Source organism: Ruegeria sp. HKCCSP346, assembly GCF_017872595.1.
In the GTDB taxonomy this organism is placed as follows: domain Bacteria; phylum Pseudomonadota; class Alphaproteobacteria; order Rhodobacterales; family Rhodobacteraceae; genus Ruegeria.
Map to the genome: position 1 here is coordinate 219,313 of NZ_JAEDOT010000002.1, position 23,364 is coordinate 242,676.

At 57.0% G+C, this 23,364-nt stretch carries 19 protein-coding genes; 12 read left to right on the forward strand and 7 right to left on the reverse strand.

What is annotated here, in order from left to right:
- Positions 1-43: 43 nt before the first annotated feature.
- Both I9185_RS09590 and I9185_RS09595 read left to right on the forward strand, forming a co-directional pair.
- A complete protein-coding gene (locus I9185_RS09590; RefSeq protein ID WP_171636092.1) occupies positions 44-1,153 on the forward strand; it encodes a transporter substrate-binding domain-containing protein in 1,110 nt (369 codons plus the stop codon).
- A 265-nt stretch (positions 1,154-1,418) separates the two neighbouring features.
- A complete protein-coding gene (locus I9185_RS09595; RefSeq protein WP_348539516.1) occupies positions 1,419-2,381 on the forward strand; it encodes a glycosyltransferase family 2 protein in 963 nt (320 codons plus the stop codon).
- A gap of 575 nt (positions 2,382-2,956) precedes the next feature.
- Here the strand turns inward: I9185_RS09595 and I9185_RS09600 are convergent.
- The 3 genes from I9185_RS09600 to I9185_RS09610 form a co-directional block, all read right to left on the reverse strand.
- Positions 2,957-5,170 (reverse strand): NADP-dependent isocitrate dehydrogenase, encoded by a 2,214-nt coding sequence (locus I9185_RS09600; protein ID WP_210092912.1) that lies wholly within the window; start codon positions 5,168-5,170, stop codon positions 2,957-2,959.
- A gap of 318 nt (positions 5,171-5,488) precedes the next feature.
- A complete protein-coding gene (gene ugpC, locus I9185_RS09605) occupies positions 5,489-6,547 on the reverse strand; it encodes a sn-glycerol-3-phosphate ABC transporter ATP-binding protein UgpC (protein WP_171636098.1) in 1,059 nt (352 codons plus the stop codon).
- Entirely contained in the window at positions 6,544-7,350 is an 807-nt protein-coding gene (locus tag I9185_RS09610; RefSeq protein ID WP_210092913.1) for an IclR family transcriptional regulator, read from the reverse strand. The genes ugpC and I9185_RS09610 overlap by 4 nt, the downstream gene beginning before the upstream one ends.
- Positions 7,351-7,491: 141 nt before the next feature.
- On the opposite strand from I9185_RS09610, the gene I9185_RS09615 reads away from it, so the two are divergent.
- From I9185_RS09615 to I9185_RS09660, 10 genes are all read left to right on the forward strand, one after another.
- Positions 7,492-8,751: an ABC transporter substrate-binding protein gene (locus I9185_RS09615; RefSeq protein ID WP_210092914.1), complete on the forward strand. Its 1,260-nt coding sequence runs from the start codon at positions 7,492-7,494 to the stop codon at positions 8,749-8,751.
- Between the two features lie 92 nt (positions 8,752-8,843).
- Positions 8,844-9,770 carry a sugar ABC transporter permease gene (locus tag I9185_RS09620; RefSeq protein ID WP_171636104.1) on the forward strand — a complete coding sequence of 309 codons (927 nt, stop codon included), beginning with the start codon at positions 8,844-8,846 and terminating at the stop codon, positions 9,768-9,770.
- A gap of 1 nt (position 9,771) precedes the next feature.
- Complete coding sequence (locus tag I9185_RS09625; RefSeq protein ID WP_170345350.1) at positions 9,772-10,620, forward strand: carbohydrate ABC transporter permease; 849 nt, start codon at positions 9,772-9,774, stop codon at positions 10,618-10,620.
- Entirely contained in the window at positions 10,617-11,957 is a 1,341-nt protein-coding gene (locus tag I9185_RS09630) for an alpha-glucosidase/alpha-galactosidase (RefSeq protein WP_210092915.1), read from the forward strand. The genes I9185_RS09625 and I9185_RS09630 overlap by 4 nt, the downstream gene beginning before the upstream one ends.
- Before the next feature lie 58 nt (positions 11,958-12,015).
- A complete protein-coding gene (locus I9185_RS09635; RefSeq protein WP_210092916.1) occupies positions 12,016-13,722 on the forward strand; it encodes an IlvD/Edd family dehydratase in 1,707 nt (568 codons plus the stop codon).
- The gene (locus I9185_RS09640) at positions 13,722-14,486 is read left to right on the forward strand and encodes an SDR family oxidoreductase (RefSeq protein ID WP_210092917.1); all 765 of its coding nucleotides are present in this window, start codon (positions 13,722-13,724) and stop codon (positions 14,484-14,486) included. Before I9185_RS09635 ends, I9185_RS09640 begins: the two co-directional genes overlap by 1 nt.
- Before the next feature lie 4 nt (positions 14,487-14,490).
- Positions 14,491-15,384, forward strand: coding sequence for a 2-dehydro-3-deoxygalactonokinase (locus tag I9185_RS09645; protein ID WP_210092918.1), 894 nt, complete (start codon positions 14,491-14,493; stop codon positions 15,382-15,384).
- Positions 15,381-15,986, forward strand: coding sequence for a 2-dehydro-3-deoxy-6-phosphogalactonate aldolase (locus I9185_RS09650; protein ID WP_171636115.1), 606 nt, complete (start codon positions 15,381-15,383; stop codon positions 15,984-15,986). The genes I9185_RS09645 and I9185_RS09650 overlap by 4 nt, the downstream gene beginning before the upstream one ends.
- A complete protein-coding gene (locus I9185_RS09655; protein WP_171723778.1) occupies positions 15,983-16,843 on the forward strand; it encodes an SMP-30/gluconolactonase/LRE family protein in 861 nt (286 codons plus the stop codon). Before I9185_RS09650 ends, I9185_RS09655 begins: the two co-directional genes overlap by 4 nt.
- The gene (locus I9185_RS09660; protein WP_171723779.1) at positions 16,840-18,756 is read left to right on the forward strand and encodes a beta-galactosidase; all 1,917 of its coding nucleotides are present in this window, start codon (positions 16,840-16,842) and stop codon (positions 18,754-18,756) included. Before I9185_RS09655 ends, I9185_RS09660 begins: the two co-directional genes overlap by 4 nt.
- Before the next feature lie 40 nt (positions 18,757-18,796).
- Here I9185_RS09660 and I9185_RS09665 read toward each other — a convergent pair whose 3' ends face one another.
- The 4 genes from I9185_RS09665 to I9185_RS09680 all read right to left on the reverse strand — a co-directional run bounded on the left by I9185_RS09665 (position 18,797) and on the right by I9185_RS09680 (position 23,352).
- The gene (locus tag I9185_RS09665; RefSeq protein ID WP_210092919.1) at positions 18,797-20,068 is read right to left on the reverse strand and encodes an ABC transporter permease; all 1,272 of its coding nucleotides are present in this window, start codon (positions 20,066-20,068) and stop codon (positions 18,797-18,799) included.
- A complete protein-coding gene (locus tag I9185_RS09670; RefSeq protein WP_171119259.1) occupies positions 20,065-20,985 on the reverse strand; it encodes an ABC transporter permease in 921 nt (306 codons plus the stop codon). The genes I9185_RS09665 and I9185_RS09670 overlap by 4 nt, the downstream gene beginning before the upstream one ends.
- Positions 20,986-20,997: 12 nt before the next feature.
- On the reverse strand, positions 20,998-22,110 hold the full coding sequence (locus I9185_RS09675; protein ID WP_171636122.1) for an ABC transporter ATP-binding protein: 1,113 nt from the start codon (positions 22,108-22,110) through the stop codon (positions 20,998-21,000).
- Between the two features lie 117 nt (positions 22,111-22,227).
- Complete coding sequence (locus I9185_RS09680; RefSeq protein ID WP_210092920.1) at positions 22,228-23,352, reverse strand: extracellular solute-binding protein; 1,125 nt, start codon at positions 23,350-23,352, stop codon at positions 22,228-22,230.
- Positions 23,353-23,364: the final 12 nt, after the last annotated feature.

Sequence of the window (23,364 nt, forward strand, 5' to 3'; positions counted from 1 at the left end):
GCCCCGATCTGGCCTGACAAACTAAAGTCTGGAGGAAGTGGACATGTTTAACGAGAAGATGAAAAAGGTAGCGCTTTCAGCAACTGCTATTACCGCTCTGAGCGCAGGTGCCGCTGCAGCACAGGAAGCTTGCACCAACTATACCGTCCAAGACGGCGACACCATGGCGACCATTGCAATCGCAGCCTACGGCACGTCGAACTATCAGCCGATCTTCAACGCGAACCGGAACGAAATCACCAACCCCAACGCTCTGGAGCCAGGTCTGGTTCTGGCCCTTCCCTGTGAGGACGGTAGCCTGCCCAATGGTCAGAGCGCGCAGGAAATCATCGCAGCTGAAGAACAACGCGCGGCCAGCGTCAAACGTTCGAGCGTCTACCAGCCACCGATCAAGCTGGTGACCGGCAATGGCTGGGCACCTTTCGCCGATGAATCGCTGAACGGCGGCGGAGCAATCACCCGTCTGGGCACCACGGCTTTGCAGCGTGGCGGCAACGCGCGCGACTATTCCGTAAGCTTCGTGGATGATTGGAACTCGCACTTGGAAACTCTTCTGCCTCTTGGCGCCTTTGACGTGTCCATGGCGTGGAACATGCCGGATTGCACCAACCGCACCTACGAATGGTCCTGGGAAACCGAGGTGCGCTGCACCCAGTTCGATTCATCTGTTCCGGTCTACGACATTGTCGTCGGGTTCTACACCATTCCGGAAAGCCAGTATGCGAATGCGACAACCTTTGAAGAGCTGAAGGGCGCCACGATCTGCCGTATGGATGGCTGGTTCATCCATGATCTGGAACAGGAAGGTCTGCACAACGGTGAAACCATGACGCTGATGCAGCCGATCACCGCACGCGAATGCCTTGACGCGGTCCTGACCGGCACCGCAGATGTTGCAACCTTTGAAGTTCAGCTGTTCTCGGACACAATGGTTGAAATGGGCCTGAACCAAAACGACCTGGTTGAGAACCCGTACGTGACCTCGCTTTCCTCGCTGCGCTTTATCAGCCACCGCAGCAATCCGTTCGGCAAGCAATACCTGGCGATGCTGAACAAAGGCCTGAACGAGATGCGCGAAACCGGGGAATGGTATGCGATCGTCTCCGACACGCTGCGCGAGCACAACGAAAAACTGATGGCAGCGTCGAACTGATCCCTCGGTTCAGCTGAAACTTTGGGGCCGGTTCTTCAATCGGCCCCTTTTTTGTCAGCGTCAAACACGAGGTTTTTCAGAATGACAAATTTTGGCCTCTTATCTGCTTCATAACAGCCTTAAATACGCAGCACCTTCAACCCCAAGCACGATCATCATTCAATTGATGCCAATGAAAGAGCGTGATTTGCATATGATACAGGGCGCCTTCAATATTCAGAATAACTCACCGTCGTCCGCGACCAGATCGGATTTGGACGTTGCAGTGATCTTGCCCTGCTACAACGAGGCCGTTGCCATAGGTGAAACCGTTCGGCAATTCCGCGCGGCCCTGCCCGACGCAACGATTTACGTATATGACAACAATTCCACCGACGACTCCGTCAAGGTCGCGCTTGAGGCAGGCGCGCGGGTCTATTCCGAAACATACCAGGGCAAAGGCAACGTGGTCCGTCGAATGTTTGCCGACGTTGATGCGGATGTCTACGTTATGGCTGACGGGGATGCGACCTATGACAGCGCGGCGGCGCCGGAATTGATCGACATGCTCGTTTCGCAGAATCTGGATATGGTCAACGGCGCCCGTGTGAATGAAGAAACTGAAGCCTATCGGCGCGGCCACAAATTTGGCAACGCGTTGTTCAGTTGGCTTGTGAAATTCTTCTTCAACAGCAAAATCAACGACCTGCTTTCGGGTTACCGCGTTTTCAGCAGACGCTTTGTCAAAAGCTTCCCCGCAGTATCAAACGGGTTCGAGATTGAAACAGAGCTAACAGTTCATGCGATGCAGATGCGCATGCCAATCGGTGAGGTTCAAACAAGGTATTCGTCACGCCTGCCGGATTCGAACTCTAAGTTGGCGACGTTTTCCGACGGGTGGCGGATTCTCAAAATGATCGGCTTGTTGATCAAGGATGAAAAGCCCGTTGCGTTTTTCCTGTCATTGGCCGTGTTGATGTTTTTGCCTTCGCTCTTTGTGTTTGCATCCGTATTCCGGGAATTTTTGGAAACAGGGCTTGTCGATAGAATTCCGTCTGTCGTCGTCGCAGTATCCGGTTTTGTTGCGACAATGCTGTCCATCGTCTGCGCTTTGATTCTGGAATCTCTGGCTCTTGCCCGGAGGGAAGCACGTCGTCTGTCATATTTGCAGCACAAAGGTGTAGCTGCGTCAGGCGTTGACCAAATCAAGCCATCGCTTGTCGAGGCTCAAACCCGTCGATTTGGCTGATTAAAATCAACCCCCAGTTCAATGCTAGTCAAATGAACGGCCTGTTCGCGCGTAAGCGTCTGAACAGGCTGGTTTGTTCAAGGATTTGGTGAACCAGATACGCAAATGGCCAGCACCCCAAATGCTGGCCATTTTTCTGAGTGAGTGATATAGCCCTAAGGCCTCACCAGTGAAATTCTTTGTCCCCAAATATCTAACGCGGACTGAAAACCGGCGCTATTGGGGGAATCCCGTAAATCTTAAATTTTTCCAAAAATCAGGATCTTTCGATCCTTGCTGACCGCCCTGTTCGCAGTTTCAGGAAAGCGATCGAAATTTGCGCCTGGTGTCCGGACGGCCCAAGCGCTGGAACCCAACGTGATGCGCAGATGTTTACCGGGCACACATTGCGCAAGTCGTTCATAGAACCTGACAAGGTTGGTTTTAACGGCGCAGCCACAGCAAGCTACAGATCGTCAGGCGTAAGGTTCGGGGCGGGTCTTTGGGCAATCCCGCGTTCCATGAAAAGGACCGCGCAAAGGCGGTCCCTTCGTGTCTTGATGTCGGACGAAACTCGCCCGCCTGTTCGACGGCGATCAGCCGATGATTGCGTTCAGCGTAGCGCTGGGGCGCATCACAGCGGCGGTTTTGACCGGGTCAGTGTGATAGTACCCGCCCAAATCCACCGACGGTCCTTGGACTGCGGCCAGTTCCGACAAGATCTGCTCTTCTTTCTCTGCCAGCGCTTTTGCAAGTGGTGCCATTTCAGCTGCCAGATCGGCATCGTCAGATTGGGCAGCCAAGGCTTGGGCCCAGTAGCGCGCGAACCAGTAGTGGCTGTCGCGGTTGTCCGGTTCGCCGACTTTTCGACTTGGCGACCGGTTGTTGTCCAAAATGCCCTGAGTTGCGGCCTCTGCCGCAGCGCCAAGAACACCTGCCTTCGCGTTTCCTTTGGCGTCGGCCAGGAAGTTCAGGGATTCCCCAAGCGCGCAGAATTCACCCATCGAATCCCAGCGCAGGTGATTTTCCTCGACCAATTGCTGCACGTGTTTCGGTGCCGAGCCCCCTGCCCCGGTTTCGAACAGGCCGCCGCCATTCATAAGCTTGACGATCGACAGCATCTTGGCCGAGGTGCCCAGTTCGAGAATCGGGAACAGGTCGGTCAGATAGTCACGCAGCACGTTGCCGGTGATGGCGATGCTGTCCTTTCCGGCGGTGATGGTTTCCAGCGTCTGGCGCGTTGCCTCGCGCGGGGCCATGATCTGGAACTTGTCAGCCACGCCCGCAGCCTCGAGCGCCGGTTCGACATATTTGATCAGCTCTGCGTCGTGGGCACGGTTCGCATCCAGCCAGAAGATCGCCTCGGATCCGGTCAGGCGCTGACGGTCCATCGCCAACTGTATCCAGTTCTCGATCGGCGCCTTCTTGACGGTGCAGGCCCGCCAGATGTCACCCTTTTCGACCTCGTGCGAAAGCAGAGCCTCGCCATTGGTCAGAACGATGCGCATTGTGCCGTCGGCGGGCGCCTCGAAGGTGGTCGGGTGGCTGCCGTATTCCTCGGCCTTCTGCGCCATAAGGCCAACATTTGCGACCGCACCGGCAGTGGCGGGATTCAATGCACCATTGGCTTTGAAGAACTTGATGCTTTCATCATAAACAGTTGCATAGCACCGGTCGGGGATGACGCAATTTGTATCACCCTTGGCACCGGTCTCATCCCAACCCTTGCCGCCCGCGCGGATCACCGCTGGCATCGAAGCATCAATGATCACGTCGGAAGGAACATGCAGGTTGGTGATGCCCTTGTCGCTATCCACCATATACATGGATGGACGATCAGACTTGATCGCGTTTATTGCGGCGACGATCTCGGCATTGTTTTGTACCCGCTCAAGCAAATCGCCAAGACCCGAGTTCGGATTCACACCCAGCGCATCCAGTTCCGCACCGAATTTGTCGAAAACCGGCGCCAACCAGGCCTTGACCGCATAGCCAAAAATGATCGGGTCCGAGACCTTCATCATCGTGGCTTTCAGGTGCAACGAGAACATTGTGCCGTCTTTCTTGGTGTCCTCGATGGCCTCTGCAAGAAAGGATGACAGTGCTTTGACCGACATGAAGGTCGCATCAGCCACGGTGCCTTCGTCCAGCGGCCACGCGTTCTTAAGGACAGTCACACTGCCGTCTTTGCTGACAAACTCGATCCTTGCATCGCCCGCTTGGGCAGCGGTGATGGTGGACGATTTCTCATTGGCGTAAAAATCGTTGCCCGACATGGACGAGACTTTGGTTTTGCTGTCCGAGGTCCATTCGCCCATGGAATGCGGGTTGTTGCGGGCATAGTTTTTGACAGCCCGCGCCGCACGGCGGTCACTGTTACCTTCACGCAGAACAGGGTTCACGGCCGAGCCTTTGATGGCATCATAACGCGCACGGATCGCCTTTTCTTCGTCGGTCGAAGGTTCTTCGGGATAGGCCGGGATATCATAGCCTTGCGACTGCAACTCTTCTATGGCGGCCACCAGTTGCGGAACCGATGCCGAGATGTTCGGCAGCTTGATCACATTGGCGTCCGGGGTTTTTACCAGCTCACCCAATGCTGCCAGATCGTCCGAGACACGCTGCTCATCCGTCAGGTTTTCGGGGAAGGCTGCCAGAATGCGCCCGGCCAGTGAAATGTCCTTGGTGCCCACGCTGACGCCAGCAGCCGAAGCGAACTTGCGAATGATGGGCAGGAACGAGGCGCTGGCCAGTTCGGGCGCTTCGTCTACAATGGTATACAATATGTCGAAGTTCGATTTATCTGCCATATTCTTTTACCTTTTTAAGCCTTTCGGGGCGTGCGATCCAAGAGTTGAAGCCACTTCAGCGTGGCGCGGGAGGGGCGCGATCACGATACCGCCCCTGGGTGACTCTGTTTTGACAGGGCCTCCCTTAAATCACGTTACGCTGGGAATCAATCATCTGTGCCCGCGCGTTTTGCCACGGGCTGGGCTTGGATGGCTTTTGATGTCATCAGCTCAACGTTTCACCCGGCTGTCTTTGGCGTTTCCCTTCAGGTCACGCCACATGTTTTCCATGAAGCTGCCCGGCTGGTCCCACGAATTTTTTCGGGTTGCGGCCAAGGATTACCGAAATCTCTGCCCTGTCTCGGGATCAAATACCATGGCACGGTCAGGTTGAATGGATATGCCAATCCGGTCACCGGTTTTGCTGCGCTGGTCATCCCGCTCTTCCACAATCAGTTTGTCCCCATTTGGCGTCAGCAAATACGAGTAGGATACACCCCCAAGCGCTTCGGTCAGGTCCACAGTGCAGGTGTCGGCAGACCGGTCGATGTGAATATGTTCAGGGCGCATCCCCAACGTCACCTTGCCCGTTCCGGCAGGAACAGTTGCCGAGACCGGCAATGGCTGGCCCAAAGCGGGATGGGTGACATGGCCGTCAGTATATTCGCAATCAAGAAAGTTCATCGCGGGCGAACCGATGAAACCTGCAACAAACCGGTTGTCAGGATCACGGTACAGATCCATCGGGGCGCCGACCTGTTCAATCCGGCCATCGCGCAGCACCACAATCTTGTCGGCCATCGTCATGGCTTCGACCTGATCATGGGTCACATAGATCATGGTTGCACCGATTTCCTGATGCAGACGCGCGATTTCGACGCGCATCTCGACACGCAATTCAGCGTCCAAGTTGGACAGGGGTTCGTCAAACAGAAAAACCTCGGGCCCGCGTACAATCGCCCGCCCGATCGCAACCCTTTGCCGTTGCCCCCCGGACAGGGCCTTGGGTTTGCGCTTGAGGTAAGGATCAAGCTTCAGGATGCTCGAAGCCTCCTGCACCTTCTGGTCGATCTCGGCTTTTGGGACACCATTCATGCGCAGACCAAATCCCATGTTTTCCGCCACTGACATGTGCGGGTAGAGCGCATAAGTCTGAAACACCATCGCCACGCCGCGCTTGGCTGGATCCATATGTGTCACCTCGCGCGATCCGATGTGAATCTCACCTTCCGAGGTTTCTTCCAGCCCTGCAATCATCCGCAACAACGTGGATTTTCCGCACCCTGAAGGCCCTACAAAAACGCAGAACTCACCATCTTCGATTTGCAGGTCGATCCCATGAATGACCTGTGTCTGACCGTACCGTTTGATTGCCCGATTCAGAGTTACACCTGTCATGTCATCAGCATCCTGTCGTTTTTGGAACTAGGGCCTGTTTCGGGAAACCGCCAGGCTTGTGCCTCGGTTCCGATTTGTTCAGCCACGCGCCGCAGGCGCGGCACCCAGGCTTCGAGTTGATCGAAATCCATTCGTTCGGTGGACCCGGTTATCGAAATTGCCCCAAGCATCCGACCGTTCGACGTCAGAACTGGGCAGGCGATGCATATGATGCCAGGCTCGTGCTCTTCATCATCGATGGCAAATCCCCGGCTGCGAATTCTGTCAAGATCAGCCCGCAACATCTTTTCGGATGTCAGCGTTTTGTCGGTGAAGCGGTGATAGCTTTGCTGCGACGCCGCCCTGTTCAACGCATCTTCGTCCAAAAATGCCAGCATCGCCTTGCCGACCCCTGTGCAGTAGGCCGGGCCAACTTTACCAGCCTGAGAGTACATCTCGATTGGTTGTGCGGCGTTGCGTTTGTCGACGTAAAGAACCTGACTGGAATCAAGCTGCGCCAGATGCACGGTTTCACCGGTTTCTTGACTGAGGGCATCCAGAAAAGGCCGCGCTATCGGGGCCAATGAGCTTTGCGTCCATGCCGCATGGGCCAACCGGACCAGTCGCATCCCGGGCGCATAGGTCTGCCTGTCGCGGTCATATGACAGCATTCCCTGGTTGGTGAGGGATTGCAGAAATCGATACAGGGTCGCCTTTGGAAAATCGCTGCTTTCCAAAAGTTCAGCGAATCGAACGGGGCGCTCGAACGATGCCACGTGATCCAGCACATCACATGCTTTGCCTATAGTTCCGTCACCTGACACGGGCCATCATTCTCCTCCGATTATCCCTCGCCATCCTCACGAGGGTCTTGACAACAGTAACCGAGTCGATGTGTAGTTTTCAATATATAAAACAAGGTTTCACTATTTGGAACCTTGTAAGAGAGAAACAGGGAGGAAACTATGTATTCAACTTTCAAGCGCACGACGGCTGCGCTGGCGCTTGGTGTCGCGATGGCGGCACCAGCAGCTGCGGAACTCACCGGAGAGCTGCGGATCTTTCTGGACACATCGAACCCGGCGCCACGCGCGACGATGGAGGCGATGATCGAACGGTTCGGGGCACAGCATCCGGGGTTGGAAATCGAAACAACCGTCATCGACCGAGAAGCCTATAAAACGCAGATCCGGAACTTCCTGACGGCTGACACCCCGGACGTGGCCACGTGGTACGCGGCCAACCGTATGAAACCATATGTCGAGGCGGGTCTGTTCGAGGACGTTTCAGATTTGTGGGCCGAGCCCGAGATCGCCGACAATCTCGCTTCGACCAAGGGCGCTTTGACAATCGACGGCAAGCAATGGGGTGTGCCGTATACCTATTATCAGTGGGGTGTCTACTATCGCAATGACATCTTCGACGAGCTGGGCCTGAGCGAGCCGACTACTTGGGAAGAAGAACTGTCCAACTGCCAGAAAATCGTCGATTCAGGACGCGCCTGCTACACGATCGGTACCAAGTTCCTTTGGACCGCTGGTGGCTGGTTTGACTACTTGAACATGCGCACAAACGGCTTTGATTTTCATCAGCAATTGGCCAATGGCGAAGTCAGCTGGGAAGACGACCGGGTCAAGCAGACCTTCGCCAACTGGAAACAGTTGATCGACATGGGCGCATTCATCGACAACCACCAGACCTACAGCTGGCAGGAAGCGCTGCCCTTCATGGTCAATGGTGAGGCAGCAGCCTATCTGATGGGCAACTTCGCAGTGGCACCGTTGCGCGATGCGGGCCTGACAGATGACCAGCTGGATTTCTACCAGTTCGTCGCGATCAATCCCGATGTTGAGCTGGCCGAAGACGCTCCGACAGACACGTTCCACATCCCGGCCAATGCTTCGAACAAGGAAGCTGCGCGCGAATTCCTGCGTTTTGTGGTCTCTGCTGATGAACAGACCGAAATCAACAACGGCGCGAATCTCGGCCAATTGCCGGTCAACGCGCAATCCGCTGTGGATGACGACAAGTTCCTGCAACAGGGCTTTGAAATGCTTTCGTCCAACAGCCCCGGTGGGGTAGCCCAGTTCTGGGACCGCGACGCGCCTGCGGAAATGGCCAAAGTGTCCATGGAAGGTTTCCAGGAATTCATGGTCAAACCCGACAACTTGGACCGGATACTGGCCAAACTCGAACGCGCGCGCGAGCGTATTTACGATAACTGATCAGGCAAGGGTCGGGCCAAAGCCCGGCCCACGCTCCTTTGAATCGTAGGGCGGGTTCCGACCCGCCTTGCTCCAACAGACCCGAGTTTCCAATGACAGTTGCAGCCGACGCCTCAGAACAGGAAAGCTGGTTCCATCGCAATCAACAACGCATCGCACCCTGGCTGTTTCTGGCCCCCGGGATGCTGTTCTTCTTGGTCTATGTGATTATCCCGGTATTCCAGTCCTTCAACCTGTCGCTTTACGAGTGGGACGGCCTGGGCGCTGCGGAATACGTCGGCTTTCGCAACTACGAAGACCTCTATTGGGAATGGGTAGACCGGGATGCTTTCTACATCTCGATGAAGAACAATCTGATCTGGCTGATCCTGTACCTGGCCGCGATTCCGGCAGGTTTGTTCATCGCCCTGTTCCTGAATCAGACAGTTTGGGGCATCCGCCTGTATAAGTCCCTGTTTTTCTTTCCTTTCGTGATTTCTCAGGTCGTGGTGGGGCTGGTGTTCACCTGGTTCTACGATCCGACCTTCGGGTTGCTGAACGAATTCCTCGACCTCTTCGGCCTTGGTCCCCTGAACGTGCTTGGCGATGAGCGCTTTGTGACCTACGGCATCATCTTCGCCGGCCTCTGGCCACAAACCGCCTATTGCATGATCCTGTACCTCACCGGCCTGAACGCTGTGGACCCGGAACAGATCGAAGCGGGACGCCTGGACGGGGCCAAGGGTTGGAAGATGCTTTGGCACATCATCATCCCACAATTGCGGCCCGCAACCTTTATCGCGTTTGTCGTGACCATCATCGGCGCATTACGGTCATTCGACCTGATCTCGATCATGACACAAGGCGGACCTTTCGGATCCTCCCGCGTGCTGGCCTATTACATGTTCGAGGTCGCCCTGTCCGAATATGGCTTCCGCATGGGTTATGGCGCGGCCATCGCCGTGATCCTTTTCCTGATCATGTTGTGCTTCATCGCCTACTTCCTGTGGTCGATGTACCGTGAAGAGAAGGGGCGCTGAGATGTTTCCCAAACCCATCGAAAAACAACCCCGCGCGGCGCAGATCACGTATCAAGCCATGCTTCCATTGGCCCTTCTGTTGTGGCTGGGTCCCCTGCTGGCGGTTGCTCTTTTCTCGGTAAAACCCGCTGCTGACTTCACCAACGCGAATTACTGGGGAATGCCGTCCAGCTTTGAAGGCGCCTTCAACTATGGTCAGGTGTTCTTTAATTCGGACATGCCCCGATACCTGCTGAATTCATTCATGATCACCGTCCCTACCGTGATCGGAGCGGTGGCGCTCAGCTGCATGACCGGCTTCGCGCTTGGCATTTACAAGTTCAAGTCGAACCTCTGGATCTTTTTCATGTTCGTGGCTGGGAATTTCGTGCCCTTTCAGATCCTGATGGTGCCGGTTCGGGATCTGACCCTGCAACTTGGGCTCTACAACACCAAGACCGGGCTGGTCCTGTTTCACATCGCCTTCCAGACCGGGTTCTGCACCCTGTTCATGCGCAACTTCATCCGCGCCCTGCCCTTTGAACTGATCGAGGCAGCACGGGTCGAAGGCATCAGCGAATGGCGCATCTTCTGGTACGTAGTCCTGCCGCTGATGAAGCCCGCGATCGCCGCGCTCAGCGTGCTGATCTTCACCTTCATCTGGAACGACTATTTCTGGGCCGTCGTCCTGACGCAAGGCGCGGAAAGCCAGCCTGTAACTGCCGGAATCACCAGTTTCAACGCACAATTCCGCGCCGCTTATCAATTGATGAGCGCGGGCTCCATCGTGGCGGCTCTGCCACCGGTGGCCATGTTCTTCCTGATGCAGAAACACTTCATTGCGGGTTTGACCCTCGGAGCTGTGAAATGACCAAAATTACCTTTATCGGTGCCGGGTCCACAATTTTCATGCAGAACATCGTTGGAGATGCTCTGTTGACCCCTGCGCTGGCCGACAGTCACTTTGCGCTTATGGATATCGACCCCCAGCGCCTTGCGGAAAGCGAAGCAGTTGCGCGCTCCATGATCCGCTCGGTCGGGGCCGGGGCGACTGTCTCGACCCATACCGACCGCCGTGCGGCGCTGGACGGGGCCGATTTCGTCATCACCGCCTTTCAGGTCGGGGGGTACAAGCCCTGTACGATCACCGATTTCGAGATCCCCAAGCAGTATAGCTTGCGTCAAACCATCGCTGATACGCTGGGCGTCGGAGGAATCATGCGAGGCCTGCGCACGGTTCCGGTGCTTTGGGATGTCGCAGGGGACATGATGCAACTCTGTCCGAACGCGACATTGCTGCAGTACGTAAATCCGATGGCCATCAACACCTGGGCACTGGCCGAACGCTTCCCTTCCCTGAAACATGTGGGCCTTTGCCACTCGGTTCAAAATACGGTCGAGGAACTGGCCCACGATCTGGATCTGCCAAAGGATGAGTTCCGCTACAAAGTCGCGGGCGTCAATCACGTCGCATTCTTTCTGAAACTGGAACATCAGGGCCGCGACCTGTATCCGGCACTGCGACGGGGCTATCACACGGGGAAATTCCCGAAGGCACCGCTGCTGATGCCGCGCTGCCCCAACAAGGTGCGGTACGAGGTGATGGATCATCTGGGCTATTTCTGCACAGAAAGCTCGGAACACCTGGCCGAATACGTGCCGTGGTTCATCAAGGACGGGCGGCAGGACCTGATCGAGGAATTCTCGATCCCGCTGGACGAATACCCCACCCGCTGCGTCGAGCAGGTCGAGATGTGGAAGGAACAGGCCAAGACCCTGACCGACGGGCGCAATATCGATGTCACGCGCAGCCACGAATTCGCCGCCGACCTGATGAACGCGATCGCAACGAACACTCCCTACATGGCCTATGGCAACCTGCCCAATACCGGCCAGATCCCGCAACTGCCCATGGGCGCGGCGGTCGAAACCCCCTGCCTGGTCGACAGCAACGGCGTACAGCCTTCTGTCGTGACCGACATCCCGCCGCAGTTGATTGCCCTGATGCGCACCCAGATCAACGTACAGGAACTGACTGTTCGGGCCCTGACAGAACAGAACCCCGAATATATTTATCACGCCGCGATGATGGATCCGCACACCGCCGCCGAACTGGACCTGCGCCAGATCCGAAACCTTGTCACGGATCTGCTGACGGCCCATAACGATTGGCTGCCCGACTGGTGCCGACCGGCCCGCGCCGCCTGATCTTCATCATTTTACAAATACTCAGATCCAACTTCAGCCAAGAAAAACAAAGCCAGACATGACAAAACGCCGCTCACAGCATTGGTATGGAAAACTCGACAAGGATGGCTTCATCCACCGGTCGTGGATGAAAAACCAGGGCTTTCCCGACCACGCTTTTGACGGACGACCCATAATTGGCATCTGCAACACCTGGTCGGAACTGACCCCCTGCAACTCGGGCCTGCGCGACCTGGCCGAGGGCGTAAAACGCGGCGTGTGGGAGGCGGGCGGCTTCCCGGTCGAATTCCCCGTCATGTCGCTGGGTGAAACCCAGATGAAACCCACCGCGATGCTGTTCCGCAACCTGCTGGCCATGGATGTCGAAGAATCGATCCGCGCCTATGGTATTGACGGAGTCGTTCTGTTGGGCGGCTGCGACAAGACCACGCCGGGGCAACTGATGGGGGCGGCGTCAGTCGATCTGCCTTCGATCGTCGTCAGTTCAGGCCCGATGCTGAACGGTAAATACCGTGGACAGGATATCGGATCCGGCACCGATGTCTGGAAATTTTCCGAGGCCGTTCGGGCCGGCGAAATGACCTTGCAGGATTTCATGAACGCCGAATCCGGCATGTCGCGCAGCGCTGGCGTCTGCATGACCATGGGCACCGCATCCACCATGGCGTCGCTGGTCGAGGCGATGGGCATGAGCCTGCCCACCAATGCCGCGCTTCCGGCGGTCGACGCCCGCCGCATGGCGCTGGCGCACATGACCGGCCGGCGCATCGTCGAGATGGTCGACGAAGACCTCAAGCCCTCGGACATCCTGACCAAAGAGGCGTTTGAGAACGCCATCCTCGCCAATGCCGCCGTAGGAGGCTCGACCAACGCTGTGGTTCACCTGCTGGCGCTGGCGGGGCGTGTCGGGGTTGACCTGACCCTGAAAGACTTTGAAATCGGATCCGAAATACCGCTGCTGGTCAACTGCATGCCGTCGGGCAAATACCTGATGGAAGACTTCTGCTACGCAGGCGGCATGCCGGTTGTACTGAATGAACTCAAATCGTTCCTGCGCCCGGCAAAGACGGTTCTGAACAAGGATATCTCAGCACATTACGAAGGGGCCGAGTGTTACAACTCGGACGTCATCCGTCCCTTCGATGATCCTGTAAAGCCCGCTGCGGGCCTGCGAGTCCTGCGCGGCAACCTTGCGCCGAATGGGGCAATCGTCAAGCCTTCGGCGGCCACTGACGCGCTTCTTGAAACCGAGGGCGAGGCTTTTGTGTTCGACAACATCGAAGACCTGAAGGCCAATATAGACCGTGAAGACCTGCCGGTCACCGTCAAGAGCATCCTGGTGCTCAAAGGGTGTGGCCCCAAGGGGTATCCGGGCATGCCCGAGGTCGGCAACATGCCAATTCCGGCGAAATTGGTGAAAGAGGGTGTGCGAGACATGATCCGGATCTCGGATGCCCGCATGTCGGGAACAGCTTATGGCACCGTCATTTTGCATGTCAGCCCTGAAGCACAGGCGGGTGGCACGCTGGCGCTGGTCAAAAGCGGAGACCGCATCCGTGTTTCAGCCAGCAGCGGCGAACTGGAACTGCTTGTGGACGAAAACGAACTGAACGCCCGCCGCGCCGCGTGGCGACCGGATGATCCGCACTACACACGCGGATATGCAAAACTTTACATCGACCACGTGCTGCAAGCGGATCAGGGGGCGGATCTGGATTTCCTTGTTGGCAAAGACACTCGCCTGGTGACCAGAGAGAGCCACTGATGACCCAACCAGCTACATTCCACGATCTCAACGGGGCCTCCGTCTATATCACCGGCGGCGGCTCGGGCGTCGGTGCGGCGCTGACAGATGGATTCATGGCACAGGGGGCCAATGTGGCCTTCATTGGTCGGTCGGATGCCCGCGGTTTTGTCGAAGAGATGCGCGACAAGCACGGCCGCGCGCCGCTGTTCCTGCAAGGCGACATGACGGATACCGAACTGCTGCACGCGACGATGGCCAAAGCTGCCGAGGCTCATGGTCCTTTGAACGTCTTGGTGAACAATGCAGCCAACGACCAACGTCATACGCTTGAGGAAACCACGACGGAATTCTGGGACTGGATGATCGAGGTGAACCTGAAAGCCTATTATTTCGCGTGTCAGGAAGCCGCCCGGCAAATGAAAGATGGCGGGGCAATCATCAATTTCAGCTCGATCAGTTACATGATGGGCAATGCTGGCTATCCGATCTATACGACCTCGAATGCCGGGATCACGGGGATGACACGGTCATTGGCACGAGAACTGGGGCCGAGGAAAATCCGCGTCAACGCTCTGGCCCCCGGCTGGGTTCTGACGCAAAAACAGTTGGATAAATGGGCCACGCCCGAGGATCTGGCGGCCCATTTGGACCGGCAATGTCTGAAAGAGCACCTGAAGCCCGAGGATATGATAGCACCAACACTTTTTCTGGCGTCCAAGGCCAGCCATGCGATGACCGGGCAATGTATGGCTGTTGATGGCGGCGTTGTGGTTTCGGGGTAATGTTATGAACACTGAATGGATCGCCGTCGACTGGGGAACATCTCATTTACGGGCCTGGGCCATGCAGGGTTCGACTGCGCTGGACCATGCGCAATCCGACAAGGGCATGGCGCATGTCGGGCCTGACGGGTTTCAAGCCGCCCTGCTGGATTTGATCGAAAACTGGTTGCCCGGCGCGCCGGTGGATGTGGTCGCTTGCGGAATGGTCGGCGCACGACAGGGCTGGGTGGAAGCCCCTTATTCGACCGTGCCGTCGGACCCCTTGCCGGATGTCCCTATCCGCGTACCCGGATCAGACCCGCGCATTCGGGCCTTTGTCATACCCGGTCTGAAACAGACAACTCCGCCGGATGTGATGCGGGGTGAGGAAACCCAGATTGCCGGATTTCTGGGCGCGCGCCAGAGTTGGGACGGCGTTATCTGCCTGCCCGGAACCCACACGAAATGGGTTCAGGTAAGCGCTGGCGAGGTTGTAAGCTTTCGTACCTTCATGACGGGTGAGTTGTTCGACCTGCTATGTGGTCAGTCCGTGCTGCGGCACTCTGTAGGCCCGGGCTGGGACGAAGACGCCTTCGCCGAGGCGGTTGCGGATACGTTGTCAAAGCCCGAACAATTGGCTGCGCGTCTTTTCAACTTGCGAGCGGCGGACTTGCTGCAAGGTCAGACCAAAGCCACCGCACGCGCGCGCCTTTCCGGAATGTTGATCGGGGCCGAACTGGCCGCGACACGGCCCTATTGGCTGGGGCAGCAACTGGCCATTATCGGAGCAGAAGGCGTATCGCAGACATATGCAACAGCCCTGCAACGGCAAGGCGCGTTCGTGGAAACCGCAAACGCCACCGAGGCAACTCTGGCCGGGCTTGCGCTGGCCCGAAACATGACAAGGCAAACCGCATGAGCCGTCCCATCATCGCCATATTGCGTGGATTGCAACCACACGAAGCCAAAGCCGTTGGCCGCGCCATTATCGATGCCGGCATCGACCGGATCGAAGTGCCGCTCAATTCTCCGGATCCGCTCGACAGTATCGGCACTTTGGTTGATGCGTTTGGAAACCAGGCCCTGATCGGCGCGGGCACTGTTTTGACAGTCGATCAGGTGGACGCTGTGTCGGCCGCCGGAGGCAAGTTGATCGTATCGCCCAACTATGACGCCGAGGTCATCAAGCGTTCCGTCGCGTTGGGCCTGCAAAGCTGGCCGGGGGTTTACACCCCAACCGAAGCCTTTGCAGCCCTCAAGGCCGGGGCCACCGGTTTGAAGCTGTTCCCCGGGGTGATGGCTGGTCCGGCGGGATTGGCCGCCTTACGTCCGGTTTTGCCCATAGGCTCGCTTGTTTTTGCCGTTGGCGGTGCCGGACCCGAAAATTTCGGGCAATGGATCAAAGCGGGCGCAGATGGCTTTGGGATAGGCTCTGCACTTTACAAACCCGGAATGGATGTCGCCGAAATCGCCGAGCGCGCCCGGCATATCGTTACGGCCTATGACGAGGCCGCCGGATGAGCACTATCTTTGACGACCGCCCCTGCGAGTTGGGCGAAGGCCCGTTGTGGCATCCTGAAAGACGTCAGCTTTTCTGGTTCGATATCATAGGCAAACGTCTGATGACCCGCGAGCGGGGAATGCCCAAAAGCTGGAGCTTCGATGAACATGTTTCGGCCGCGGGCTGGGTGGATCGCGATACGCTTCTTATGGCGTCGGAAACGGGGCTGTGGCGTCTCGATTTGCAATCCGGAAAGCGGAACTTGATCACGCCTCTGGAAGCCGACAACCCCGTGACCCGTTCAAACGATGGCCGCGCCGATCCGTGGGGTGGGTTTTGGATCGGTACAATGGGCAAGCAGGCGGAACCCGGGGCCGGATCAATCTATCGCTTCTGGAAAGGCGAGTTGAGACGATTGGTTCCGGATGTGACAATCTCCAACGCGATCTGTTTTGCCCCCGATCGTTCGGTGGCCTATTTCTGCGACACCGCAACGAAACAAGTCAGGCGCTGGCGTCTGAACGCCGAAACCGGGTGGCCGGAAGGCGACAGCGCAGTTTTTCTGGATTTGCGCAAAGAAGGTCTGAACCCGGATGGCGCGGTCATCGATGCCCAGGGGAATATCTGGATTGCACAATGGGGTGCCAGCCGAATTGCGGTATACAAGGCCGACGGCATGTTTCTGAAGGCCGTTGCATTTGACGCATCCCATACGTCTTGTCCCGCTTTCGGGGGCGATGAACTGAATACGCTTTTCTGCACAACGGCCCGTCAGGGATTGAACGCAGAAACAATAGACAGCCAACCGACCAACGGCATGACCTTTGCCGCGCGAAATGCAGGTCAGGGTCAGGCAGAACACAAGGTCATCTTATGAAGCCGGAACTGGGCGTTTGTTATTATCCTGAACATTGGCCGGAAGCGATGTGGGCAGACGATGCCGCGCAAATGGTCGAAACAGGCCTGACATGGGTGCGCATTGGCGAGTTCGCGTGGAGCCGCATCGAGCCGCAATCCGGCGTTTTTCAATTCGAATGGCTAGATCGCGCGATTGAGACACTCGGAGCAGCCGGATTGAAGGTCGTGCTGGGCACGCCAACCGCAACACCGCCGCGCTGGATGCTGGACAAACACCCGGATATGCTGGCCGCCGATGAAAACGGCAACCCGCGCAAGTTCGGATCACGGCGGCATTACTGCTTTAGCCATCAAGGCTATATCGACGAATCTACCCGCATCGCACGCATATTGGGTGAACGGTTCGGTAGGAACCCGCATGTCGTCGCGTGGCAGATTGACAATGAATACGGGTGTCACGACACCACTCTCAGCTACAGCGCAGCTGCTCAACAGGCATTTCGCCATTGGCTGGCCGAACGGTACGGAACAATTGAAACGCTGAACCAGGCGTGGGGCAATGTGTTCTGGTCGATGGAATATCGCAACTTCAGCGAAATCGACCTGCCCAATCAAACGGTGACCGAGCCGAACCCGGCTCATGTACTGGCATTCCGGCGCTTCAGTTCGGATCAGGTCGCGGCTTTCAACAAAGCACAGGTGGATGCGCTGCGCCCGTTGACTGATGCGCCGCTTTTGCACAATTACATGGGCCGTATTCTGGACTTCGACCATTTCAAGGTTGGCGCGGATCTGGATATCGCCACTTGGGACAGTTATCCGATCGGTTTTCTGTCGGACCGGCTGGATGCCGACGACGCGCACAAGACCGCCTTTTTGCAACAGGGTGATCCGGACATGCAGGCGTTTCACCATGATCTCTACCGGGCGGTTGGGCGCGGCCGTTGGTGGGTGATGGAACAACAACCCGGCCCGGTGAATTGGGCACCGTATAATCCGGCGCCCCTGCCCGGAATGGTGCGTCTTTGGTCCGTGGAAGCCGTGGCTCATGGTGCCGAGGTGGTGAGTTATTTCCGATGGCGGCAAGCCCCGTTTGCGCAAGAGCAAATGCATGCGGGCTTGCTGACATCGAACAATCACCCTGCTGCTGCACTGGCAGAGGCCCGCCAGACCGCAGATGACCTGAACACGTTGGGCGCGGTGCAACAGATACAGGCCAAAGTGGCCATTCTGTTTGATTACGCCTCGGACTGGGCGTGGACCACACAACCACAAGGCGCGGGATTTGATTATTTCCGATTGGTTTTTTCGGCTTACCGCGCGCTGCGACGGGCCGGTCTTTCGGTAGACTTTGTTTCGGCGAAGGACATTCCCGGTGATTACTCGGTGATCTTTGCCCCCGGTTTGGCCACAATGGATCCTGATTTGGAACAACGTTTGGCAGAGAGATGCGATCTTGCCATTCTGGGACCGCGCGGCGGCGCGATCACCCGCGATTTTCAAATTCCTGAAAAGGGCAGACCCGGTCTGAGAAGGATCGATTGCGATGTTGATCTGGTCGAAACTCTGCCGCCCACGGTTGAACGCGCGGTCAAGGGTGGCGGCGCGGCGCGGCATTGGATCGACCGATTGTCAGGAACGGCCAAAGACTTGCTGAGTTTCGAAGACGGAACACCTGCTCTCAAGGCAGGGGACGGAATCTGGTACTTGGCCGGCTTCCCCGATGCAGACCTTTGGGACCGCGTTATAGCCATGGCGGCGGAAGAAGCCGATTTGACATTGCGCAGGATGCCGCAAGGCCTGCGACTGCGCGAGACGGCCGATCATGCCTTCCTGATCAACTACAACGCAGGACCGGTGGATTGGAACGGGCTCACCGTCGAAGGTTGTGACGTCAAAATCCTGAAACGCAATCCGCCCGAACAAACCTGAGGTCAGTCCGGGCGGATGCCGAGGCTACGAACCTGCGCCGCTATTCGTCGTTTTGCAGGCTATTGGGGTCAAACACCCCGCCGAAACCACTGTTATTGGACGGAGCGTTTTCGGATTCAGGCCCACTATCAGCGCCTTCGCTTTCCTCGCCCCCTAAAGAGTTCGGAGCGAAAACATTGCCAAAGCCGCTGTTGTTCGTCGGTTTCGGGGTGGATTGCGCACCGCCCTGTTCCGCTTCTTCAGCTTCGCGTTGCTTGCGGCGTTCTTCACGCTGTTTACGCAACTCCTGAATACGCTGTTCCGCTTCCAGCTGCTTCTGCTCGCGAATATCGGCGATACACTGCGCCGGATTGTAGGTGGCCGCAGTGCCGACAACTGTGATCGTTGCGACGGCAAATACAACCAACAGAACCGCTGCCATGTTGCCGGAAAAGAAGCTGGGCAGTTTGATCTTGCCGGCCAGCTCCGCAACCGTCGCGTTCTTGCGCGCCGCTGCCACCAGTTCCTGACGTTTCAGCTTGGCTTCGTTCAGCAGAGCGAAGAACACTGTCAGCGCCACGATGATGAAGGCCAGCGCCGAGATTGCGGGTGTGATGCCATACCGGACTTTTTGGGCCAGCTCGATCGTCAACGTCGGGTATTCACCGAAGGTAAAGGTGGTGGTGTTGTAGTTTTCGAACGATGCGAGGAACGCCAACACCGCTGCCGATGCAATCGCCGGACGCATGAACGGCAACAGGATTTTGCGGAAGGCCTGGGCGTGGCTGGCCCCAAGGTCCAGTGCCGCCTCGGTCAGGGCCACGTCGTAGCGCTGCAAGCGTGCCACCAACACCAGCATGCAGTAGCTGGCGATAAAGGTGGATTGGCCGATCACCGTCAGAAAAATGCCATTTGACAGGAAGCTGTCCGCCCCCAGTCCCAGCATCCGGTTGATACGATCCCAGAACACCAGCGTCGAGATACCCAGAACAACACCCGGGATCAGGATCGGAGCGATAATGATCGTATAGTAAGTCGCCCGCAGCTTTGGCCAGATCTGGGTCAGCATCAATGCGCCCGCCAGACCCATGGCCACTGACAGGATGACCGTGCCGATCCCGATGATCAGTGAGTTCTTGATACCGTTCAGGATGCGCTGATCCTGAAACAACTCGCCAAACCACTGGAAGGTCAGGCATTCCCACGGGCTCATCCGCGGGAAGCCGGACGAGTTGAACGCGGTGATCGACATGATCACAAGCGGGCCAAGCAGATACAGGAAGAAGATCGCCAGATAGACCCAGATGCTTATGCGGAGAAAGGAATTGTTCATTTCCCGATATCCCCCATGTTCACTTTGAACAGGCGCATCATGGCCAGCACGAACAGGATACAGGTCACCAGCAGGACGATCGCATAAGCAGCCCCTTGCGGCCAGTCGTTGTTATCGTTGAACTGCTGATAGATCAGCTGTGTGAACCACAGCGACGACGGCCCGCCCAGGATTTGCGGTGCCGCCAGCGCGCCCGCAGACAGCATGAACACCATCGTACAGCCCGAACTGATCCCTGGCTTGGCATAAGGAATGACCACACGCCAATGTATCCGCCACCACGGCGCGCCAAGGTCGCGCGCGGCTTCGATCTGATTTTTGTCCAAGCTTTCTATGACGTTATACATTGGGAAGATCATCAGCAGAATATAGGCATAGCCCAGCCCGGCATAGAGCGCGATATCGTTTCGGATGAAGTCGAACGGCGTATCCCAGACCCCCAGTCCCACGAACAGCGTGTTCAGAACACCGGTTTCACCGAAGATAATGCGCAACGCAAAGGCGCGCAGGATTTCGTTGATCCAGTAAGGGATGATCAGCATGATCGCGAAGATGCGGATATGGCTGCCTTCGGACTGCCCCAGATAGTAGGCGATCGGATAGCAGATGATCAGGTTGAAAATCGTGACGCAAACGGCCGCCACGAGGGTGCGGAAGAACACCCGCAGGTCAACCGTGTTGTAATCCTGACTGCCACCTTCGGGGCCGTATATCAGGTACTTGTAGTTCTCCAGCGTATAGACGTCCTTCGGCCCGCCAATTTCTGGTGGGGGCAGGTTTGGACGGAACGAGAAATCCAGCATCGACAGCTGCGGCAGGATAATAAGGCCGATTGTCCAGAACAAAACCAGACCCAGGATCGCCAAGCCCATACCGGTGCCGTTGCGATTGAAGAATTCTTTCAGAAATCGGGGCATGAACTGTTCCCCTTATTCCGCAGCCAGCTCACCCGCGGGAACGACGACGGCATTATGCGTCTCGTATTCCAGCGTGATGTTCTGTCCGGTGTGGTCCTCGAAGGATTGCCCATGGTTGGGGATCGAGACCTTGATTTCCTTTCCGCCTTCGCCTTCGGTGAAGATGTTGAAGACGTTGCCTTCGAACTCTTCATGATTGACCCGGGCGGTGACGAAGTGATCGCCCGTTGCGCCATCGGGGGCAATTGCAAAGGCCTCGGGGCGGATGAACATCATCGCGTCATCACCTTCTTTCATCTTGCCCTGATTGGCCGTCGAAATCCTTGCCACCAGATCCCCCGAACGGTTGGTCGAGATCAAAGCTTCCTTGCCCATCACTTGCTTGATTTTACCGCGGAACACATTGTTTTCGCCAACGAATGAAGCCGCAAAAGCCGTGTTGGGATCGTTGTAAATCGTCTTCCCGTCGGCGATTTGATCAATCACACCGGCACGCATGACGGCGATATTGTCCGACATGGTCAGCGCTTCACCCTGATCGTGCGTGATGTAAATGAAAGTAATGCCGACACGCTGTTGAATTTCACGCAACTCGGTCCGCATGTGCTGGCGCAGCTTCAGGTCAAGTGCCGACAGAGGCTCATCCAGCAACAGCACGTCCGGTTCGGCGCACAGAGCACGGGCAATAGCAACACGCTGACGTTGACCACCTGACAGTTCACTTGGCAGTTTGTCCCCCTGCCCCGGTAACGCAATCATGTCCAGAAGCTCATCGGCGCGCCTGCGGCGTTCGGCAGCACTGGCCCCTTTGATTTCCATGGAAAACGTGATGTTTTCCCAGACCTTCATCAGCGGGAACAATGCGAGGTTCTGAAAGATCAGCGCCGTCGGGCGCTTGTTGGGCCCGATGCCACGCATATTGTTGCCACCAATCAGGACGTTGCCTTCGCTTGGTTCAAGAAAGCCGGACACTGCCCTCAGAATGGTTGTTTTTCCGCAGCCCGATGGCCCGAGGAAAGAAAAGAAATCTCCCCCGTTGATGTTGACGTTTGCATCGCGCACGGCGACGAAGTCACCGAAACGGATCCACAGGTTTTCCAGATCGACTCCGACCCCTGCACTCATTTTTTGGTTTCTCCCTGAGGTGCGTGTTGTCACCACACAGTATTAGCGTCCGCCACGCCGGGACGGCGCGCAGATGGGTGCCCCCCGCAGGATGCGGAGGGCGAAGGTTCGGAACGCTTAAGCGCTTTTGAACTTGTTGACGAACTCGGTCCGGGTTTCAGCATACCACGGCGCTTCTGCAGGCCACGGATTGAGGTTGGCCAGCGAGTCGCCCGGATAGGCCTCGGCAAAGTTCTTCTTGTAGGTGTCGCCGGAATACTGGTCGGCGCCTAATACCGGCGAGTTGTAGCCATGACTGTCAATGGCGACACCGGCCGGCTTGGCCTGATAGGCAAAGTCGATAAAGGCGTAAACCTGATCGATATTCGCGGCACCAGTCGGCATGGACATACCATCCACCCAAGCCATCGCACCTTCGACGGGTGCCTGATAGTGCACCGGCTCACCTGCGGATTTCAGTGCAAGGGGTGGGCCGTCCCAGGTTTGGCCAACGACAACGCCTTCGTTCAGAAGACCGTTCTTCTGTGTATCGGCGTCGTTCCAGATCAGCTTGATGCGGTCCTTGCGTGCAATGCACCAGTCGGTGATCTGGCCCCAAACCTTGCGCATGGTGTCTTCATCACCATATGCCGCCCAGACCGAACCCGGCTCCATCTCGCCAGCGCGTTCCATATAAAGGCCGGCGCCCAGCATCATGGAATGCGCGCGGCCCATGGTTTTGCCAGCGTTCGCTTCCGACCACACGTCGCCATAGGACGGCGCATCACCATCCGGCAGCCACAGGTCAGTACGATAAGCAATACCTTCTGTACCCCAGATATGCGGCAGCCAGTGCGCACCTGAATCGCCAAAGTTCCACGCATCAGTACCAATCTTGGCCATGGCCGGGTTCACCAGATCGATCGGAACCTTGTTCATGTCGAAGGGCTGGAGCAGCTCCAGCGGTTCCCACTGCAACGACCGGTTGTTGGTCGGTGAAACGATATCAAAACCCTGGCCCTTGGTGGCCTTCATCTTGTTGATGATCTCTTCGTTCGAGCCGATGCCGGTATATTTCACCTTGATTCCGGTCAGGGTCTCAAACTCTTCGATGAAACTGGGTGGCAGGTAGTCCGACCACATCAAAATGTTGATTTCGCCCGACGAAGCCAGAGCGCTCTTGCTGTACAGGGGTGCCGCAAGTGCCGCGGCACCTGCGCCTTTCAACACAGAGCGTCTCGAAAGTGACGAATGTTTAGCCATAGGTGATCTCCC

Excerpts from the sequence above, each read along its gene's own strand:
- I9185_RS09640 (WP_210092917.1), top strand. The coding sequence starts at position 13,722 with ATGACCCAACCAGCTACATTCCACGATCTCAACGGGGCCTCCGTCTAT.
- I9185_RS09625 (WP_170345350.1), top strand. The coding sequence starts at position 9,772 with ATGTTTCCCAAACCCATCGAAAAACAACCCCGCGCGGCGCAGATCACG.
- I9185_RS09650 (WP_171636115.1), top strand. The coding sequence starts at position 15,381 with ATGAGCCGTCCCATCATCGCCATATTGCGTGGATTGCAACCACACGAA.
- ugpC (WP_171636098.1), bottom strand. The coding sequence starts at position 6,547 with ATGACAGGTGTAACTCTGAATCGGGCAATCAAACGGTACGGTCAGACA.
- I9185_RS09670 (WP_171119259.1), bottom strand. The coding sequence starts at position 20,985 with ATGCCCCGATTTCTGAAAGAATTCTTCAATCGCAACGGCACCGGTATG.
- I9185_RS09630 (WP_210092915.1), top strand. The coding sequence starts at position 10,617 with ATGACCAAAATTACCTTTATCGGTGCCGGGTCCACAATTTTCATGCAG.
- I9185_RS09660 (WP_171723779.1), top strand. The coding sequence starts at position 16,840 with ATGAAGCCGGAACTGGGCGTTTGTTATTATCCTGAACATTGGCCGGAA.
- I9185_RS09615 (WP_210092914.1), top strand. The coding sequence starts at position 7,492 with ATGTATTCAACTTTCAAGCGCACGACGGCTGCGCTGGCGCTTGGTGTC.
- I9185_RS09665 (WP_210092919.1), bottom strand. The coding sequence starts at position 20,068 with ATGAACAATTCCTTTCTCCGCATAAGCATCTGGGTCTATCTGGCGATC.
- I9185_RS09675 (WP_171636122.1), bottom strand. The coding sequence starts at position 22,110 with ATGAGTGCAGGGGTCGGAGTCGATCTGGAAAACCTGTGGATCCGTTTC.
- I9185_RS09655 (WP_171723778.1), top strand. The coding sequence starts at position 15,983 with ATGAGCACTATCTTTGACGACCGCCCCTGCGAGTTGGGCGAAGGCCCG.
- I9185_RS09680 (WP_210092920.1), bottom strand. The coding sequence starts at position 23,352 with ATGGCTAAACATTCGTCACTTTCGAGACGCTCTGTGTTGAAAGGCGCA.
- I9185_RS09600 (WP_210092912.1), bottom strand. The coding sequence starts at position 5,170 with ATGGCAGATAAATCGAACTTCGACATATTGTATACCATTGTAGACGAA.
- I9185_RS09620 (WP_171636104.1), top strand. The coding sequence starts at position 8,844 with ATGACAGTTGCAGCCGACGCCTCAGAACAGGAAAGCTGGTTCCATCGC.
- I9185_RS09590 (WP_171636092.1), top strand. The coding sequence starts at position 44 with ATGTTTAACGAGAAGATGAAAAAGGTAGCGCTTTCAGCAACTGCTATT.
- I9185_RS09645 (WP_210092918.1), top strand. The coding sequence starts at position 14,491 with ATGAACACTGAATGGATCGCCGTCGACTGGGGAACATCTCATTTACGG.
- I9185_RS09635 (WP_210092916.1), top strand. The coding sequence starts at position 12,016 with ATGACAAAACGCCGCTCACAGCATTGGTATGGAAAACTCGACAAGGAT.